This is a genomic window from Saccharopolyspora ipomoeae (assembly GCF_029952525.1).
Taxonomy (GTDB): domain Bacteria; phylum Actinomycetota; class Actinomycetes; order Mycobacteriales; family Pseudonocardiaceae; genus Saccharopolyspora; species Saccharopolyspora ipomoeae.
The window spans coordinates 1-16316 of sequence record NZ_JASAOF010000031.1; the positions used below are offsets into that span (position 1 = coordinate 1).

General features: G+C 71.6%; 14 protein-coding genes. 4 read left to right on the forward strand and 10 right to left on the reverse strand.

The window, feature by feature from the left end:
• Window positions 1-42: 42 nt before the first annotated feature.
• The 9 genes from QFW96_RS28105 to QFW96_RS28145 all read right to left on the reverse strand — a co-directional run bounded on the left by QFW96_RS28105 (window position 43) and on the right by QFW96_RS28145 (window position 10520).
• Window positions 43-1215, reverse strand: coding sequence for an ABC transporter ATP-binding protein (locus QFW96_RS28105; RefSeq protein ID WP_281458765.1), 1173 nt, complete (start codon window positions 1213-1215; stop codon window positions 43-45).
• 4 nt (window positions 1216-1219) lie between these two features.
• Window positions 1220-2065, reverse strand: coding sequence for a carbohydrate ABC transporter permease (locus QFW96_RS28110; RefSeq protein ID WP_281458766.1), 846 nt, complete (start codon window positions 2063-2065; stop codon window positions 1220-1222).
• On the reverse strand, window positions 2065-2967 hold the full coding sequence (locus tag QFW96_RS28115; protein ID WP_281458767.1) for a carbohydrate ABC transporter permease: 903 nt from the start codon (window positions 2965-2967) through the stop codon (window positions 2065-2067). The genes QFW96_RS28110 and QFW96_RS28115 overlap by 1 nt, the downstream gene beginning before the upstream one ends.
• The gene (locus QFW96_RS28120) at window positions 2967-4223 is read right to left on the reverse strand and encodes an ABC transporter substrate-binding protein (RefSeq protein WP_281458768.1); all 1257 of its coding nucleotides are present in this window, start codon (window positions 4221-4223) and stop codon (window positions 2967-2969) included. Before QFW96_RS28120 ends, QFW96_RS28115 begins: the two co-directional genes overlap by 1 nt.
• 263 nt (window positions 4224-4486) lie before the next feature.
• Window positions 4487-5005 carry a YflT domain-containing protein gene (locus tag QFW96_RS28125; RefSeq protein ID WP_281458769.1) on the reverse strand — a complete coding sequence of 173 codons (519 nt, stop codon included), beginning with the start codon at window positions 5003-5005 and terminating at the stop codon, window positions 4487-4489.
• A gap of 120 nt (window positions 5006-5125) precedes the next feature.
• Window positions 5126-8434, reverse strand: coding sequence for a patatin-like protein (locus QFW96_RS28130; protein ID WP_281458770.1), 3309 nt, complete (start codon window positions 8432-8434; stop codon window positions 5126-5128).
• 42 nt (window positions 8435-8476) lie between these two features.
• Entirely contained in the window at window positions 8477-9430 is a 954-nt protein-coding gene (locus QFW96_RS28135; RefSeq protein ID WP_281458771.1) for an HpcH/HpaI aldolase/citrate lyase family protein, read from the reverse strand.
• A 204-nt stretch (window positions 9431-9634) separates the two neighbouring features.
• Window positions 9635-10027, reverse strand: coding sequence for an NUDIX hydrolase (locus QFW96_RS28140; RefSeq protein WP_281458772.1), 393 nt, complete (start codon window positions 10025-10027; stop codon window positions 9635-9637).
• Between the two features lie 4 nt (window positions 10028-10031).
• Entirely contained in the window at window positions 10032-10520 is a 489-nt protein-coding gene (locus QFW96_RS28145) for a MarR family winged helix-turn-helix transcriptional regulator (RefSeq protein WP_281458773.1), read from the reverse strand.
• A gap of 196 nt (window positions 10521-10716) precedes the next feature.
• Between QFW96_RS28145 and QFW96_RS28150 the strand changes: the two genes are divergently transcribed.
• Entirely contained in the window at window positions 10717-11856 is a 1140-nt protein-coding gene (locus tag QFW96_RS28150) for an Mrp/NBP35 family ATP-binding protein (protein WP_281458774.1), read from the forward strand.
• Window positions 11857-12054: 198 nt separating this feature from the next.
• On the opposite strand, the gene QFW96_RS28155 is transcribed toward QFW96_RS28150, so the two are convergent.
• Window positions 12055-12675, reverse strand: a complete 621-nt coding sequence (locus QFW96_RS28155) for an O-methyltransferase (protein ID WP_281458775.1) — start codon at window positions 12673-12675, stop codon at window positions 12055-12057.
• A 312-nt stretch (window positions 12676-12987) separates the two neighbouring features.
• On the opposite strand from QFW96_RS28155, the gene sigE reads away from it, so the two are divergent.
• From sigE to QFW96_RS28170, 3 genes are all read left to right on the forward strand, one after another.
• Window positions 12988-13611, forward strand: a complete 624-nt coding sequence (gene sigE, locus QFW96_RS28160; RefSeq protein WP_281458776.1) for an RNA polymerase sigma factor SigE — start codon at window positions 12988-12990, stop codon at window positions 13609-13611.
• Window positions 13608-14405, forward strand: coding sequence for a zf-HC2 domain-containing protein (locus QFW96_RS28165; protein WP_281458777.1), 798 nt, complete (start codon window positions 13608-13610; stop codon window positions 14403-14405). The genes sigE and QFW96_RS28165 overlap by 4 nt, the downstream gene beginning before the upstream one ends.
• Window positions 14406-14550: 145 nt before the next feature.
• Window positions 14551-16221, forward strand: a complete 1671-nt coding sequence (locus QFW96_RS28170; protein ID WP_281458778.1) for a S1C family serine protease — start codon at window positions 14551-14553, stop codon at window positions 16219-16221.
• The last annotated feature ends 95 nt before the right edge of the window (window positions 16222-16316 follow it).

The window sequence follows — 16316 nt, forward strand, 5'->3', positions numbered from 1 at the left end:
CCCCCCCCCCCCCCCCCCCCCCACGACAGCGTCCGAGGACCGTCAGCGGATCGTCTCGCCCGTGGCCGGGTTGAAGAGGTGGATCTCGTCCGTGTCGAACCAGACCGACAGGGGCTGGTTCTCCGCGGCCCGGGACTGGACCGACAGGCGCGTGACCACCTGGCCCTCGTCGGTCGGGACCTCCGAGCTGCCGCTGTCGGCGGCGAGCTCGTCGAGCTGATCGCTGCTGGCCTTGGCACCGGCCAGGGTGAAGTAGACGTACTTGTCCGAGCCCATCTCCTCCACCACGTCCACCTCGGCGGTGAACGTCGCTCCCCCGGCCTGCGCCGCGTCGTCGACCAGAGCGGCGTCCTCGAAGTGCTCCGGGCGGATGCCCAGCACCAGCTCGCGCGGAGCGTTGGCCGCCTCGACGGCCTTGCGCAGCCGGTCCGGCAGCGGCACGTCGCCCAGGGCGCTGCGCAGCACGCCGTCGGCGAGCTCCACCGGCACGAAGTTCATCGCCGGCGAACCGATGAACCCGGCCACGAACAGGTTCGCCGGGTTCTCGTAGAGGTGTTGCGGCGGGCCGACCTGCTGCACCACGCCGCCGCGCAGCACCACGACCCGGTCGCCGAGGGTCATCGCCTCGGTCTGGTCGTGGGTGACGTAGACGGTGGTGGTGCCCAGCTGCTTCTGCAGCTTCGACACCGAGGTCCGCATCTGCACGCGCAGCTTGGCGTCCAGGTTGGACAGCGGTTCGTCCATAAGGAACGCCTTGGGGCTGCGCACGATCGCCCGCCCCATCGCCACCCGCTGCCGCTGACCGCCGGAGAGGTTGGCGGGCTTGCGGTCGAGATGACCCGACAGGTCGAGGATCTTCGCGGCCTCGGTGACCTTGTCCTTCACCGTCGCGTTGTCCACCTTGGCCAGCCGCAGCGGGAAGGCCATGTTCTCGAACACGGTCATGTGCGGGTAGAGCGCGTAGGACTGGAACACCATCGCGATGTCGCGGTCCTTGGGCGCCCGCTCGTTGACCCGCTCGCCCCCGATGCGCAGCTCGCCGCCGCTGATGTCCTCCAGCCCGGCGATCATGTTGAGCGTGGTGGACTTCCCGCAGCCCGAGGGGCCCACCAGGATCACGAACTCGCCGTCGGCGATCTGCAGGTCGACCTCGTCGACCGCCAGCGCCCCGTCCGGGTAGCGCTTGGTCACCTTGTCCAGCACGATGTCGGCCACTTGCTTACCCCTTCACTGCGCCGGAGGTCAGTCCGGACACGATGCGTCGCTGGAAGAACAGCACGAACAGGATGATCGGAATGGTGATCACCACGGCGGCGGCCGAGATCGTCCCCGTCGGGTCCTCGAACTGCGAGTCGCCGGTGAAGAACTGCAGCGCCACCGGGACCGTCCGCGAGTTCTCCGTGGACGTCAGCGAGATGGCGAACAGGAAGTCGTTCCAGCAGAAGATGAACACCAGGATCGCGGTGGTGAACACGCCCGGCGCGGCCAGCGGGGCAATGACCCGCCGGAACGCCTGCGCGGGCGTGGCCCCGTCCATCTTGGCCGCCTTCTCCAGCTCCCAGGGGATCTCCCGGAAGAACGCCGACAGCGTGTAGATCGCCAGCGGCAGCGAGAAGGTGATGTAGGGCAGGATCAGTCCCGGCCAGGTGTCGAACAGCCCCACCGTCCGCTCGATGTCGAACAGCGGCGAGACCAGCGAGACCTGCGGGAACATCGCGATCAGCAGGGACGCCCCGACCAGCGCTCGCTTGCCGGGGAAGTCGAGCCGGGCGATGGCGTAGGCGGCCATCGTCCCGAGCACGACGGCGATCGCCGTGGCGATCAGCGCGATGCCGATGGAGTTCAGCAGCGCGCGGGTGAACTCGGTGGTGGTGAAGATCGCCGCGTAGTTCTCCAGCGTCCACTCGCGCGGGATGAGGTTCCCGTCGGAGAGGGTGTCGGAGGTCTTGAACGACAGCGACAGGATCCACAGCACCGGGAGCAGCGCGTAGGCCACCACGATCACGTTGAGCGCGGCCCACTTGGCCTTGCGCGCGGGTGTCGGTGTGCCGCCGAGGCCGGCCATCAGCCCCTCCCCTTCTCGTCGCTACCCGGGGCGGCGGTGCCGAAGAGCTTCACGAAGATCCACGCGATGAGCGCGACCGCGATGAAGATCAGCACCGACATGGTCGAGCCGATGCCCAGGTTCAGGCCCTTGATCAGGTTGTTGTAGGCGAGCACCGACACCGAGGAGGTGTCCTGCGCTCCGCCGGTGAGCACCACGATGTGGTCGAAGACGCGGAAGGCGTCGAGGGTGCGGAACAGCAGCGCGACGAGGATCGCCGGCTTCATCACCGGCAGCATGACCTTGACGAACCGCTGCCAGGCGCCCGCTCCGTCCATCGCGGCCGCCTTGAGCAGGTCGTCGGGCACGAGCGCGAGCCCGGACATCAGCAGCAGCGCCATGAACGGCGTGGTCTTCCAGATCTCGGCGACGATGACGATCGCCAGCGCGCTGCCGTACTCGGTCAGCGGTGCCCCGCCGGGGGCGATGGCGTTGGCCAGGTAGCCGGTGTCGGGCGTCCACGCGTAGCGCCAGCTGAACGCGGCGACGACGGTGACGATGCCGTACGGGATGAGGCTGACCGTGCGCACCAGGCCCTTGCCGACCAGCGCGCGGTGCATGATCAGCGCCAGCCCCATGCCGAGGACGAACTCCACCAGCACCGACACGGCGGTCACCAGGACGGTCACCGCGAACGCGCTCCACCAGTAGCCGTTGCCGAGCACGGTGATGTAGTTGTCGAACCAGATGAACTCGCGCTGGTCCGGGTACTTCAGGTCGAAGCGCTGGAAGGACAACCAGAACGCGTAGAGGATGGGCCAGCCGGTGACGGCGATCATCACCAGCGCCGCGGGCGCGGCCAGCATCAGGCCCAGCCTGCGCTCGGCCCGCTTGCCGTCGCTGAGCGACTCCTTCGTCGCCATCAGGGCATCACTCCCTTGGACTCCAGGGCGTTCTGCACCTCACGGCGCATCCGCTCGGCGGTGGCCTGCGGATCGATCTCGGCGATCGGGCTGAGCATGTTGGACAGCACCGTCGAGACGTTCTGCGCGGCGGGGGTCACCGGCCGCATGCCCGGGTCCTTGAGGGCTTGCAGGATCGTCTCGTGCATCGGGTACTCGGCCTGCAGCTCGGGGTCGGAGTACAGCGATTCGATGGTGGGCGGCACGCCGTCGTTGATGGCGGAGAACTTCTGGCTCTCCTTGTCCCGCAGGCACTTCGCGGCCTCGAACGACAGCTCCGGTTTGGTGGAGTAGCTGCTCACCGCGTAGTTGGCGCCGCCGATGGTGGACTTGCTGGGCACCCCGGCGTCCAGGCCCGGAACCCGCGCCCAGCCGACCTTCTTCGCCAGCTCCGGCTTCTCCTCCTGCATGGAGGCGTAGACGAACGGCCAGTTGAGCTGGAACGCCGACTGCCCGGTCTCGAACTCCTGGCGGGCGTCGTCCTCCTCGGCGTTGTTCATGCCGGGGCTGGTGACGCCTGCGGTGCCCAGGTCGCGGAGGGCTTCGAGCCCGCGCACCGCGCCCTCATCGACGACGGCCTGCTTGCCGTCGTCGCTGAGCACGTGCCCGCCCGCCGATTCCAGCAGCGTGTTGTAGTGCACGTACAGGCCCTCGAACTGCGCGCCGGTGAGGGTGATCCAGTGCGGCTTGCCCTCCCGCTCGAGGCGCTGGGCCGTCGAGATCATCTCGTTCCAGGTCTTCGGCGGTTCGGGCACCAGGTCCTTGCGGTACCAGAGCAGCTGCACGTTGGTGTTCTTCGGCGCCGCGTAGAGCTTGCCCTGCCAGGTCGCGGTCTCCAGCGGTCCGGGCAGGGTGTCCCGCTCGACCTCGGCCTTGTCGGCGCCGGTCCACTCGCGAACCCAGTTCGCCTCGGCGAACTCGCCGGTCCAGGTGACGTCGAGGTAGAGCAGGTCCATCCCGGTGTCCCCGGCGGCGAGGCGACGCACCATCTGCTCGCGCTGACCGTCGGCGTCGCGCGGGAGCTTGTGGTAGACGATGTCGTACTTGCCGCCGGACTGCGCGTTGCAGCGGTCGACGTTGTGCTGCAGGTTCTCCTCGGGTGCGCTGTAGAGGTTGATCGTGTTGGCACTGGTGGCTTGGCCGCACGCGGTCAGCGCCGACGCGCAGACCAGTGACGCGCCCAGCAGTGCCGCCGTGCGAACGCGGCGAACTTTCACTCTCGGTCCTTCCGGTGCACTGGCCGCGGACGCGACCGAGCTCCCGGGATTCGCCAACGCTCCGTCGCACCGCAACCACCGGCGGTCAGCCGGTGGCAGGAAAGCTAGGCGTGATGATCACGGAGGGCAAGCGGTCTCGCGCCTTGTTGCCAACCCGTGAAGAAGCGGGAAACAACAGGCGTACCGGCTCCCCCGTCAGCCGCACCCCGCTTACCCGATTCGGGGGCTGGACCAGGAGTTTCACCACCCGGCGGTAGGGGGCCTCAGGGGTTCTGCGGGCGCATCGCCAGCTTGGCGAGCAGGTCGCGACCCTGCTCGGCGTGCTTGGGCTGGGCGAGCACGTCGTAACGCCCCGCGACCAGCTGGCTGGCCGAGGAGAAGTCGCGGCGGCCGCGCGTGGAGGCGTAGCCGACGGCGGCGAAGACCAGCCCGAACACGATGCCCGCGCCGAGACCGGCGAGCACCGGGGCGATCCAGCTGCCCTGCGGGGTGAACATGCCCATGATCAGGCCGACGAACAGGCCGAACCAGGCGCCCGAGGCGGCGCCGCCGCCGAGCACGCGTCCCCAGGTGAGCCTGCCGGTCACGCGTTCGACCAGCATGAGGTCGACGCCGACGATGGTGACCTCCTGCACGGGGAAGTCGCTGTCGGCCAGGTGGTCGACGGCGCGCTGCGCTTCCTCGTACGTGCCGTAGGAACCGATCGGCCACCCGGTCGGCGGCGTGGGCAGGTTGGGTGTGCCCGGCGCCGGCCGGCTGGAGCCGGTGAAGGGGTTGGACACCGCTGACACCTCCGTTGAGCTTGGTACCGGGGACCGCGCGGGGGCCGTGGCCCGATTCCGGCGCAATGTCCGCTCCCCCAGGCTACCGCGCGGTGCTCACCGAGGATCATGAACGTCTTCTCAACGATGCGCAGCCGCAACCCGGACGGGTGGTGCCTCGGCGCGCGCCGCCTCGTGCTGCGGCCTGGGGCGCGGGGCCAGGACGTCGACGCTGCTCAGGTGGAGGGAGTGCGCGAGGGTCAGGCCCAGGACGGTCAGCGCGAGCCACGTGCCGACCTCGGTTTCGAGGTCCGTGCCCAGCACCAGCGCGACGAGCCCGGTCAGCAGCGTCAGCACGACGGCGCCGACCCGGGCCGAGGTCCGGTAGGCGACCGCTGCGGGCCAGGTCAGGACGGTCGCGACGAGCACGACCGCCGGCGGCCCCAGCCGCAGGCCCGTCCGGTGCAGCGCGTACGCACCGACCAGCATCAGCGCGGCCACCACCAGCGCCGGGGCCCAACGGGCGAGTCCGGCGCCGAAGCGCCGGGCCACTCGTCGCCCGAACCAGACGGCGCAGACGATCGTCAGCAGCACCGCCCAGGGGGTCCAGCCCGTGGTCTCCACCCCGGAGAGGCTGCCGAACGACCACCAGCCCGAGTCCGGCGCGCTGACCGCGCACATCGCGCGCGGCGGGCAGTCACCCGCCATGAGCCAGGTGATCTGGGGAACGTCGTCCCTGGTCAACGTGATCGTCGTGGCGGCGGCGAACCCGAGCAGAGCCGCGCGACCGGGGGCGGCCGCGGCGTAGGCCGCGAGCATCAGCAGCGGTTTCACCAGCGTCAGCGCCATCGCACCCAGCCGCTGCAGCGCACCGGATCCCTGCGGGCGGACGGCGCGCAGAGCCAGCAGCCCGAAGCGGGTCGCCACCGACAGCAGGCGGGGTTCGCCCAGGTCGCGGACGCGCTGACGCCCCACGTCGAAGGTCTCCACGGCGCGGACCAGCTCCGTCGGCGGTGGTGGGGCGGGGTCGGCGCCACCCGCGGGGTCCGCGCCGGGCGACACCGACGCGACGTGCGGGACCTCGGTCGCCGCGATCGTCCACTGCAGGCGCTCGGTGAGCAGCGCGCGGGTCCCGGTCAGCGGGTGCCGGTCGTCGGGGGCTGCGAACAGCGCGTCGAGCTCACCGCGCACCTCGTCCGCGTGGCGGGCCCACACCTCGGCGAGGAACCCGCGCCACTGCCGGGCCTGCTCCTCGTCGAGCGCTCCCAGCTCGGCCTCGGTCGGCTCGCTGACCACCGATCGCAGGACCTCGCCGAGCTGCTCCGAATCCCCGTGGCGCACCAGGCGTTCCGGGTCGGCGAGCATTCCGACGAGCGTGGCGGCCGCGTCCATCCGGCCCCACATCCAGTCGTTGGCGCGCCACTTCGCCGACAGGAACGCGCCGAAGTTGCCCAGGTCCAGGCCGCGGATCTTGTCCTCGATGCGCAGCTGCCCGTCGCGGCGCAGCGCGCTGAACGGCAGCGGGGTGCGCTCGTCGCTGACCACGCGCAGCAGGTCGATGCGGCTGGTGGGCACGCGTCCGACGTCCAGCGGGGCGGTGAGGACGACCAGCTGCCGCAGCACCTCCGGGATCCGGTCGGTGGTCTCCAGCAGCGCGTAGCCGATCCGCTCCGCCGAGACGGGTTCCGGGCGCGGCGGAGCCGCGTCGGCGAGGCGGCGGGCGATGCCGTGCAGCACTTCGCGGGCGCGCGCGACCGCGTCCACGCCGTCGGCCTCGGGAGCCGCGTCGGCGCCGGAGGAGTCCACGATGGACCGGAGCTCGGCGGCGAACTCGGCCAGGGCCTGCTGGAACCCGTCGCCGTCGGTCACCGCGCGCAGCACCGCGCCCAGCAGCGGTTCGATCGGCGACGGCAGCCGGTGCTGGAGGCGGTCGCGACGGCGCCGCACCCGCCGGATCCAGCCGTCGAGCTCGGCGGTCTCCACGATCGGCTCCAGCCGGGCGCCGTTGACCCAGTACCGGTCGGCGTGCCCGGCGAGCACGGTCGCGAAGGCCCGCAACCGGTACAGCTGCGCCTTGCAGGGCCCGACCGGCGCGGATCGCTCGACGTCCCAGGACCAGCCGAGGCACTCGGCGATCGCCGCGCGCAGCCCGTGCGCGTCGTCGAAGATCTCCGGCCCGCGCTCGGCCGCCAGCGCCGAGAGCCGTTCCGGCAGCTGGTCGCGGGCCTGCGCGGACCACTCCGCCAGCGGATCGCCGATCACCGGCGGCAGCAGCGTTCCGTCCTCGCTGCCCGCCGGGTCGACGAGCAGCGCGTGCACCGCCTGGGCGTCGAGCTCGGCGCGCACCACCGCGTTGTCGGCGGCGACCGCCGAGCTGAGTTCGCCCAGTCCGCCGGGGTTCTCGCGCAGCGGGGCGAACAACGCCTTGCGGCGCAGCGCGTTCCGATCCACGGACCGGTTGTGGTCGGCGAGCGCGTCGAGGTCCGACAGCAGGGACTCCTGCGTGAACCGGCTGCGCAGCGCGGCCGCGGTCACCGGCAGCGCCCGACCGGAGCCGCGCTGCCCGTGCGAGACGACGGGATCGGGGTTGAGGTAGAGCAGGAAGCGCTTGGTGGGCCGGTCGGCGGGCGCCGCCGCGATCGCCTCGATGGCGGCGGTGACCGGGATGTTGTCCAGCACCCCGCCGTCGATGACGCGGAACGGCGTTGCGCCCGTGCTGGTCTCGGAGAACAGGCCCAGCATGTTCGGCTCGCCCGCAGGCGGTTCGCCGGGCCCCGAGCGGATCTGGGCGGGTTCGAAGGCGAACGGGAATGACGAGGTGGCGCGGGCCGCGTGGGCCAGCCGCAGCGCGGTGCCCTCGACGTCGCCGAAGTCCGACAGCGGGTCCCCGGCCCGGCCCTCGTGGTGGAAGGTCAGCCGCGCGGCCCGCTTCTCCAGCGGCATCGGCCCGACGCGCGCGTCGTGGCACCGCTCCACCAGCGGGTCCAGCAGGGTCGCGGTGAGCAGCATGTCCGCGCGACGTCCCGGGTGCTCCTCGACCGGTGGCGCGTTGTCCCGGATGACGCGGACGAGTTCGGCGCGGAAGTAGTCGTCGCCCTCCAGCAAGGAGAGCGGGGCGCGCTGCCAGAACTTCGGCACCGGCCGCGACATCGCCTCCAGGTCGGCCAGCTGCACCCACATCCGGCGCATCCGGTCGAACGGCAGGCCGTAGACCAGAGTCGCCGACATCAGCGCGGCGTTGAGCCCGCCCGCCGACGCCCCGGCCAGCACGTCGACGCTCGCCGACCGGTACCCGGCCGCGCGCGCCAAAGCCGCCCAGGGGTGGTCGCTTTCGGTCTCCAGCGACTCCCGGAACCGGTTGACCTCGGCGACCGCGCCGCCGATCCACACCGCCATGCTCGCGCCCCCGCGCATGGCGAGGGCCAAGCGCAGTTCGTCACCGTCGTCCACGGGCGCGAAACTACCGCGACGACGGCGCGCGGTGGGGCGGAATCAGTTTTCCGGCGGAGTCCAGGGGTCGTTGCGGGTCATGCCCGCGGCACGGCCCTTCCCGGCGATGACCAGGGCCATCTTGCGGGACGCCTCGTCGATCATCTCGTCGCCGAGCATCGCCGCTCCGCGCGCACCACCGGCGGCGGAGGTGTGCCACTCGTAGGCGTCGAGGATGTTCTCGGCGTGGTCGTAGTCGGCCTGGCGCGGCGAGAACAGCTCGTTGACCGCGTCCACCTGCGCCGGGTGCAGCACCCACTTGCCGTCGAAACCGAGCGCGGCGGAACGACCTCCGACCTCGCGCAGCCCGTCGACGTCCTTGATCTGCAGGTACGGCCCGTCGATGGCCTGCACGTCGGCGGCGCGCGCCGCGGTGAGGATGCGGAACAGCGTGTAGTGGTAGGCGTCGCCGACGTCGTATCCGGGCGGCTGGTGGCCGACGACCAGCGAGCGCATGTTCACCGACGCCATGAAGTCGGCGGGCCCGTAGATCAGCGCCTCCACGCGGGGAGCGCGGGCGATCGCGTCGATCTCGACCAGACCGCGCGCGTCCTCGATCTGCGGCTCGATGCCGATCCGCCCGACCTCCAGGCCCATCGCGCGCTCGATCTGGGTCAGCGTGAGGTCCAGCCAGCGCACGTGGTCGGGGGTGGAGACCTTCGGCAGGATGATCGTGTCCAGGTCCGCGCCCGCGCCTTCGACGACGGTGACGACGTCGCGGTAGGTCCACTCGGTGTCGAGCGCGTTGACCCGCACCGACCGGACCTTGCCGTCCCAGCCGCCCTCGGTGAGCGCGCCGACGATCCGCTCCCGCGCCTCGGCCTTGGCCAGCGGCGCGACCGCGTCCTCCAGGTCGAGGAAGAACTGGTCGACGGCCAGCCCGCGAGCCTTGTCGATCATCTTCGCGCTCGAACCGGGCACCGCCAGGCAACTGCGCCGGGCACGACGACCGTCCACGTCGACCTCCACATCCGCATCGATTCTTGGCAACCACCCTGGCAGCTGGCACCGCCGGGGGTTCTGAGCGGCTTCGTGGCGAGCACGCCGCGACGCCGTGTATTGGCATACATCAGGAGTGGCGCGCGGAGTCCACGGAGCCGCTCAGGTTCCCCTTCCCGCACCGCTGAGCAAGGTGACCGCAAACAACTTCTTGGCTGTCTATCACGCGGGATCCAAGTCCGCGTAGAGGTCGAGGATCGCCGGGGCTGTGACGTGGTGCTGCTCGTACTCGGCCCGGGTGAACCAGCCGAGCTCGGCGATCTCCGCCGAGGCGACCGGTTCGCCGTCGAAAACGCCCGTGTAGCAGGCGAGATCGACCTTCACGCCCGCGCCGCGCCCGACGGCGTCGTTGAAGTAGCGGGCGTAGAACTCGGCCTCGCCGAGGACGACGCCGAGTTCCTCGGCGACCTCGCGGTGCAGCGCCTCGCGCTCGGTCTCGCCGGGTTCGATACCGCCGCCGGGCAGGTAGAAGGCCTCCTGGTCGGCGGAGCGGACCAGCAGCAACCGCCGGTCCGCGAACCGCACCAGGCCGACCGCCTTGATCAGTGAGCTCACCCGCTCATGCTTGCGCACGCTGCCCGGGTGGCGAGGGCACACCCCCGTCCGCCAGGCGTTCGCACGCGCGCACCAGGGTTTCGAGCTCTCCGTCGGCGGCGTTGAGGAAGTACCGCACGACACCGTGCCGGTGGGTCGACGCGGCCATCCGCAGCCGCCCCTCACCACGCTCGGTGATCACGGCCTGCACGCCGCGCCCGTCGGAGTCCACGCGCACGCGGCGCACCAGCCCGAGCCGTTCGAGCCGGTCCACCAGCCGGGTCACCCCGGACCGGGACAGCAGCACGACATCGGCGAGCTCGGTCATCCGGAGCCGCTGCTCCGGCGCTTCGGCCAGCGCTTCCAGCACGTCGTAGGCGGCCAGGGTGAGCCTCTGCTCGGCGATCAGGTCGCTCTCCAGGCAGCGCGTGACCCGGGCGTGCGCGCGAAGAAAACTGCGGTACGCCAACAATTCACTTCGAGTGGGTAATCGGTCCAAAGCCGTCTCGGCCACGTGACGGATATTACTGTCCGCACGCACTTGACTTCGCAGCGCCCCCGGTCTAGTCGAGGCCGATCGTCCTACCGGCGGAGATGGTGGGCTACTGGTCCGTAACATGGGATTGCCGGATGCGGGTGTGAGACCCTTTTCTGGTTCGGCGGGACACGTCCCGTCCCCACCACGTTCACCAACGCTTGTCGAGGTAACCGTGACCAGTACGCAGTCCGCACCGACCGAGGACGCCGTCCGCCAGGCGCTCACCAAGGTCGAGGACCCGGAGATCCGCAAGCCGATCACCGACCTGGGCATGGTCAAGAGCGTGTCCGTCGGCGACGGCGGCGCGGTGACGGTCGAGGTCTACCTGACGGTCCAGGGCTGCCCGATGCGCGAGACGATCACGCAGCGGGTCAACGACGCCGTCGCCGCGGTCGACGGCGTGTCCTCGGTGCAGGTCGAGCTCGACGTGATGAGCGACGAGCAGCGCTCCGAGCTGCGTCGCAGCCTGCGCGGCGACGCCGACGAACCGCGCATCCCCTTCGCCGAGCCCGGCTCGATGACCCGCGTCTACTGCGTGGCCTCGGGCAAGGGCGGCGTCGGCAAGTCCAGCGTGACGGTCAACCTGGCCGCCTCGATGGCCGCCCGGGGCCTGTCTGTCGGCGTCGTCGACGCCGACATCTACGGCCACTCCGTGCCGCGGATGCTGGGCGCGGGCGGCAAGCCCACCCAGGTCGAGAAGATGATCATGCCTCCGCAGTCGCACGGCGTGAAGGTCATCTCGATCGGCATGTTCACGCCCGGCAACACCCCGGTCGTCTGGCGCGGCCCGATGCTGCACCGCGCGCTGCAGCAGTTCCTCGCCGACGTCTTCTGGGGCGACCTGGACGTGCTGCTGCTGGACCTGCCGCCCGGCACCGGTGACGTCGCGCTGTCCACCGCCCAGCTGATCCCCAACGCCGAGATCCTGGTGGTCACCACCCCGCAGCAGGCCGCCGCCGAGGTGGCCGAGCGCGCGGGCGCCATCGCCATGCAGACCCGCCAGCGGCTGGCCGGCGTCGTGGAGAACATGTCCTGGATGGAGATGCCCGACGGCCAGCGCGTGGAGGTCTTCGGCTCCGGCGGCGGCCAGATCGTGGCCGACTCGCTGAGCCGCTCGCTGGGCACCGAGGTGCCGCTGCTCGGCCAGATCCCGCTCGACCCGAGGCTGCGCGAGTGCGGCGACGCGGGCGAGCCGCTGGTCCTGCAGGAGCCGGACTCCCCGGCCGGCGCCGCCCTCAGCGACATCGCCCAGCGCCTGGGCACCCGTGCCCGAGGCCTGGCGGGCAAGCTCCTGTCGGTGTCCCCCGCTTAAGCGCTGCGCATGAGGGCGGCGAAGCCGCTGTTTCAAGTGCGGGACTCAGCCCGCACCGCCGCGGGTTCTGAGCGGCTTCATGGCGAGTACGCCGGGACGCCGTGTATCGGACATGCATAAGGAGCGGCGCACGGAGACCACGGAGCCGCTCAGGTTCCGCTACCCGCACCGCCAAGCGAAGCAACCACGGAACAGGTCTTAACCCTTGGCGACGGCGAGGAGGCCTGGCCCGGTCGGCAGTGTCACCGGGATCAGGCCCTCGTCGTCTTGAACGGCCTTGACCAGGTCGCGGATGGCCGCGGTCAGGGCGCCGCCGCTGTCGTCGGGGTCGCCGCCGAGCTGGACCCCGGCGAAGACGATGACGCCGCCGGGGCGCAGCAGGCGGGCGCCCAGTTCCAGGTAGGCGGGGTAGTCGGTGCTCGCGACGCCGACCGAGACCAGGTCGTAGCCGCCTTCGGTGAAGCGCGGCAGCATCTCCACCGCGCAGCCGGTGATCAACCGCGTGCGGGTGGGCGCGACGCCCTCCTCGCGCAGCGCGGCGCGCGCGATCCGCTGGTTGGCCGGATCGGCGTCGATCGAGGTCAGCACGCCCTCGGGCAGCATCCCGCGGAGCAGCCAGCGGGCGCTCTCCCCGGACCCGGTGCCGATCTCGACGACGGCCCTGGCCCGCAGCGCGGCCGCGAGGAACCGCAGCACGTGCAGCGACGACGCACCGACCGGCGAGTCCAGCGGACCGTCGCCGACCGGGCGAGCGCGCGTCCGCTCCCCCACCGCTTGGCCGCCCGTCGAGTAGCGGGCCACCGACCTCTCGGGTATCACAACGCGAGAGGTTATCGGCGCCGCGCGCACAAATGATGTTTCCGGGCGACATCGTTAGAAGCCCGTTTCCATGCGCGACATTTCCTCACGCAGAGTGATCAACGCGGCGCGGCCGAGTGGGTGAGGGACGGCTCACCCGGAATCTCAGGCCCTTCTCAGGTGGCTTTCATGCCCACTTCACCAGGGAGGACGACAGTGGACGTCATACACCGACACCCATCGGCGTCTCACCGTCGTGCGGGTCGCGGGAACAACGGTCCGGCGCCGCTCGTTCTGGTAGATGCAAGCCCACAGGAGGTGGCTCTTCGCCCGATGGCAACACAGCCGATGAGCGTGGCCCCCGGCACCGACCGGACCCACGAGACCAGCGTTTCCCCGAGTCCCGTCTCCCCCGGCGCGGAGGAGGCCGCTTGGACCCCGCCCAGCTGGGACGAGGTGGTCCGGCAGCACGCGGACCGGGTGTACCGGCTCGCCTACCGGCTGTCCGGCAACCAGCACGACGCCGAGGACCTCACCCAGGAGACCTTCATCCGGGTGTTCCGCTCCCTGGCCTCGTACAAGCCGGGCACGTTCGAGGGGTGGCTGCACCGCATCACCACGAACCTGTTCCTGGACATGGCCCGCCGCAGGTCCCGCCTGCGCATGGAGGGCCTGCCCGAGGACACCGACCGGCTGCCCGGCGGCGGTCCGACGCCGGAGCAGGTGTTCCACGACACCCACCTCGACCCGGACCTGCAGGCCGCGCTGGACAAGCTGCCGCCGGAGTTCCGCGCGGCCATCGTGCTCTGCGACGTCGAGGGCCTGTCGTACGAGGAGATCGGTACCACCCTCGGCGTGAAGCTGGGTACCGTGCGCAGCAGGATCCACCGCGGCCGCCAGATGCTCAAGAACACGCTCGAAGCGAGCCGCGACCAAGCCGGGAGGAATGACGGATGACGGTTCTGCGGGGGTGGGGGCTGTCCGAGCAGCACCTCGCGCTGGACGCTCTCGTCGCGTTCGTCGACGGCGAGCTCAGCCCGAGCGCCCACGACCGCGCGGTGGCCCACCTGGCCGGGTGCCCCGCGTGCGCGGCCGACGCCGCCGCGCAGCGGCAGGCCCGCGCGGCGGTGCGCGCCGCCGACGCGCCCTCGGTCTCGCCGCAGCTCCTGCAGGCGCTGCAGGCGATCCCCTCCAGCGCCGAGCTCCCCGCACAGCCCGAGAACCTCGCGCTGACCGACGACGGTCAGCTGGTCGCCGTGTCCCGCCCGAACGACGTGAAGCGCTTCGGCAGCGGAGCGGTGCTGGGTTCGTCCACGCCGCTCGGCGGCTCGCAGCAGCCGCTGGGCACGGCCGTGACCTCCTACGACGCCCCTGACACCGCGAACCGGCGGGCCACCCGCCGCACCCGGCAGGGTGCCGGCGTGGTCTTCTCCGGGCTGGTCCTCGGGGCGCTGACGCTGCTGAACGTGCCGGTCACCGACGAGGACGGCCAGCCGCTGCAGGGCGCGCCCGTGCCGCTGCCCGGCGGCTCGTTCACCAACGCCGTCATCCCGGCCGCGGGCAACACCGCCCTGCCGTCGGAGACCACCCCGGTCGGCCAGAGCACGCCGGTCGGCCAGAGCACGCCGGTCGGCCAGAGCACGCCGGTCGGCAGCCAGACCGCGGCACCCGCGCCGAAGGCGCCCGACGCACCTCCGGCCCCTTCGGCCGCGCTCCCGTCCACCGCGACGACGGCTCCGCCCGCCGGGTAACGAACTGGCGAGTTCGCGCCCACTCCACACCGACTTCACCGCGCTGCGGGCAAGATGGGGTCGTCGGCACCATGCCGGTGAGGCGGGCCGCGCGCCCGTGTGATCCACTCGAAGCGACGAGCCCGATCGGACAGCCCGGGGAGCGATGAGCGACCAGCCAGGAACGCCCGCGCAGGGTCCCGACGCGCGCCGGGACTCCCCTGCGCCGGGTCAGCAGGACTCCGAGCCGGTGCACCCCTGGCAGGGCGGCACCATGACCGGTCGCGGCGTGCCCGCGGACCAGTTCGCAACACCCCCCGCGCAGCACGCCAACGGCCACTCCGCGGACCGGCTCGCGCCGCGTCCGCTGGAGCGTCCCGAGGTCGACCCGTCGCAGCGCCACGCCTTCGCCCGCCCGCACGGCGTGTCCGGCAGCTTCGACCCCGACCAGCACGGCCTCCCCGTGCGCGGGATCGAGCAGGCACCGCCTCCGGCGGACGCGCTGGTCCAGGCGTTCGGCCGCCCACCGTCGCACGGCGACGGGCCGCTGCAGCGCGCACCGGGCGAGAAGCCGATGACACCGGAGACCGAGCCGGACCCGGTGCTGTGGCGCTCGGACGACCAGGCGCGCTCGGGCGACCGGGACCCGTGGCGGGACCCGGCGGCGGGCGCGATCCTCGGCCCGCCCGCGGTGCCCGAGAACCAGTCCGACGACGACGGCGAGCGCGCGGCGGGCCCGCTGCTCAGCGCTCGCGAGGTGCTCTTCGGCCGGCGCGTGCACCCGCGCGCGCTGGCGATCCTGGGCGTGGTCGCGCTGCTGGTGGGCGTGGCGGGCGGCTTCCTCGGGCGGATCACCGCCGAGGAGGGGAACCCGCTGGTCAACCCGGACGTCACGCTCGCCGAGGTCGATCAGGGCGCGACCGACCGGCCGCGCGGATCGGTGTCGCAGGTGGCGCAGCGGGTGGTGCCCGCGGTGGTGTCCATCGAGGTCCGCATCGGCGGGCAGGGCGGCTCCGGATCGGGCGTGGTCATCGACGGCGACGGCTACGTGGTCACCAACAACCACGTGGTGTCGATGGCCGCCGACACCCCGAACGCGCAGGTCTCGACGGTCTTCCACGACGGCACCCGGGCTCCGGCGCGGGTCGTGGGCCGGGACGTCAAGACCGACCTCGCGGTGCTCAAGGTCGAGGTCTCGAACCCGACCGTCGCCCAGCTCGGCGACTCGGACAAGCTGAAGGTCGGCGACGACGTGATCGCCATCGGCTCGCCGCTGGGCCTGGCGGGCACCGTCACCACCGGCATCGTCAGCTCGGTGCACCGGCCGGTCCGGCTGGCCGGCGAGGGCACCGACACCAACGCCGTCATCGACGCGATCCAGACCGACGCGGCCATCAACCCGGGCAACTCGGGTGGCGCGCTGGTCGACGGGACAGGTGCGGTGGTCGGCATCAACAGCGCCATCCGCACGCTCGGTTCGGGCGGTGAGGGCGGTTCGATCGGTCTCGGGTTCGCGATCCCGATCGACGACGTCCGGCGGATCGCTCAGGAACTCATCCGCACCGGCACCGTCCGGCACGCCGATCTCGGCGTCAACGCGAAGTCCGTGAGCGACGGTCTGGCCGACGGCGCGCAGGTGCAGAACGTGCAGGACGGCAGTTCCGCCGCGGGCGGCGGGATGGCCGAAGGAGACGTCATCATCAAGGTCGGCGACCGCAAGGTCGGAAGCGCCGACGAACTCATCGTGGCAGTGGACCGACATCAGGTCGGCGAGCGCGTCCCCGTCACCGTGGTCCGGCAGGGCCGCGAGCTGGTGCTCGACGTGACGCTGAAATGACCGATCACATCGGCATGAACGGCCGGACACCGCTGGGACACGGGGCGTGTTTACGCCAGTTCCCCTCTTCGACCAGCGTCACCCGGTCGGTACTC

Bases quoted from the DNA above. Each gene is read 5' to 3' on its own strand.
- QFW96_RS28115 (WP_281458767.1), bottom strand. From the start codon at position 2,967: ATGGCGACGAAGGAGTCGCTCAGCGACGGCAAGCGGGCCGAGCGCAGG.
- QFW96_RS28110 (WP_281458766.1), bottom strand. From the start codon at position 2,065: ATGGCCGGCCTCGGCGGCACACCGACACCCGCGCGCAAGGCCAAGTGG.
- sigE (WP_281458776.1), top strand. From the start codon at position 12,988: ATGGCAACACAGCCGATGAGCGTGGCCCCCGGCACCGACCGGACCCAC.
- QFW96_RS28170 (WP_281458778.1), top strand. From the start codon at position 14,551: ATGAGCGACCAGCCAGGAACGCCCGCGCAGGGTCCCGACGCGCGCCGG.
- QFW96_RS28165 (WP_281458777.1), top strand. From the start codon at position 13,608: ATGACGGTTCTGCGGGGGTGGGGGCTGTCCGAGCAGCACCTCGCGCTG.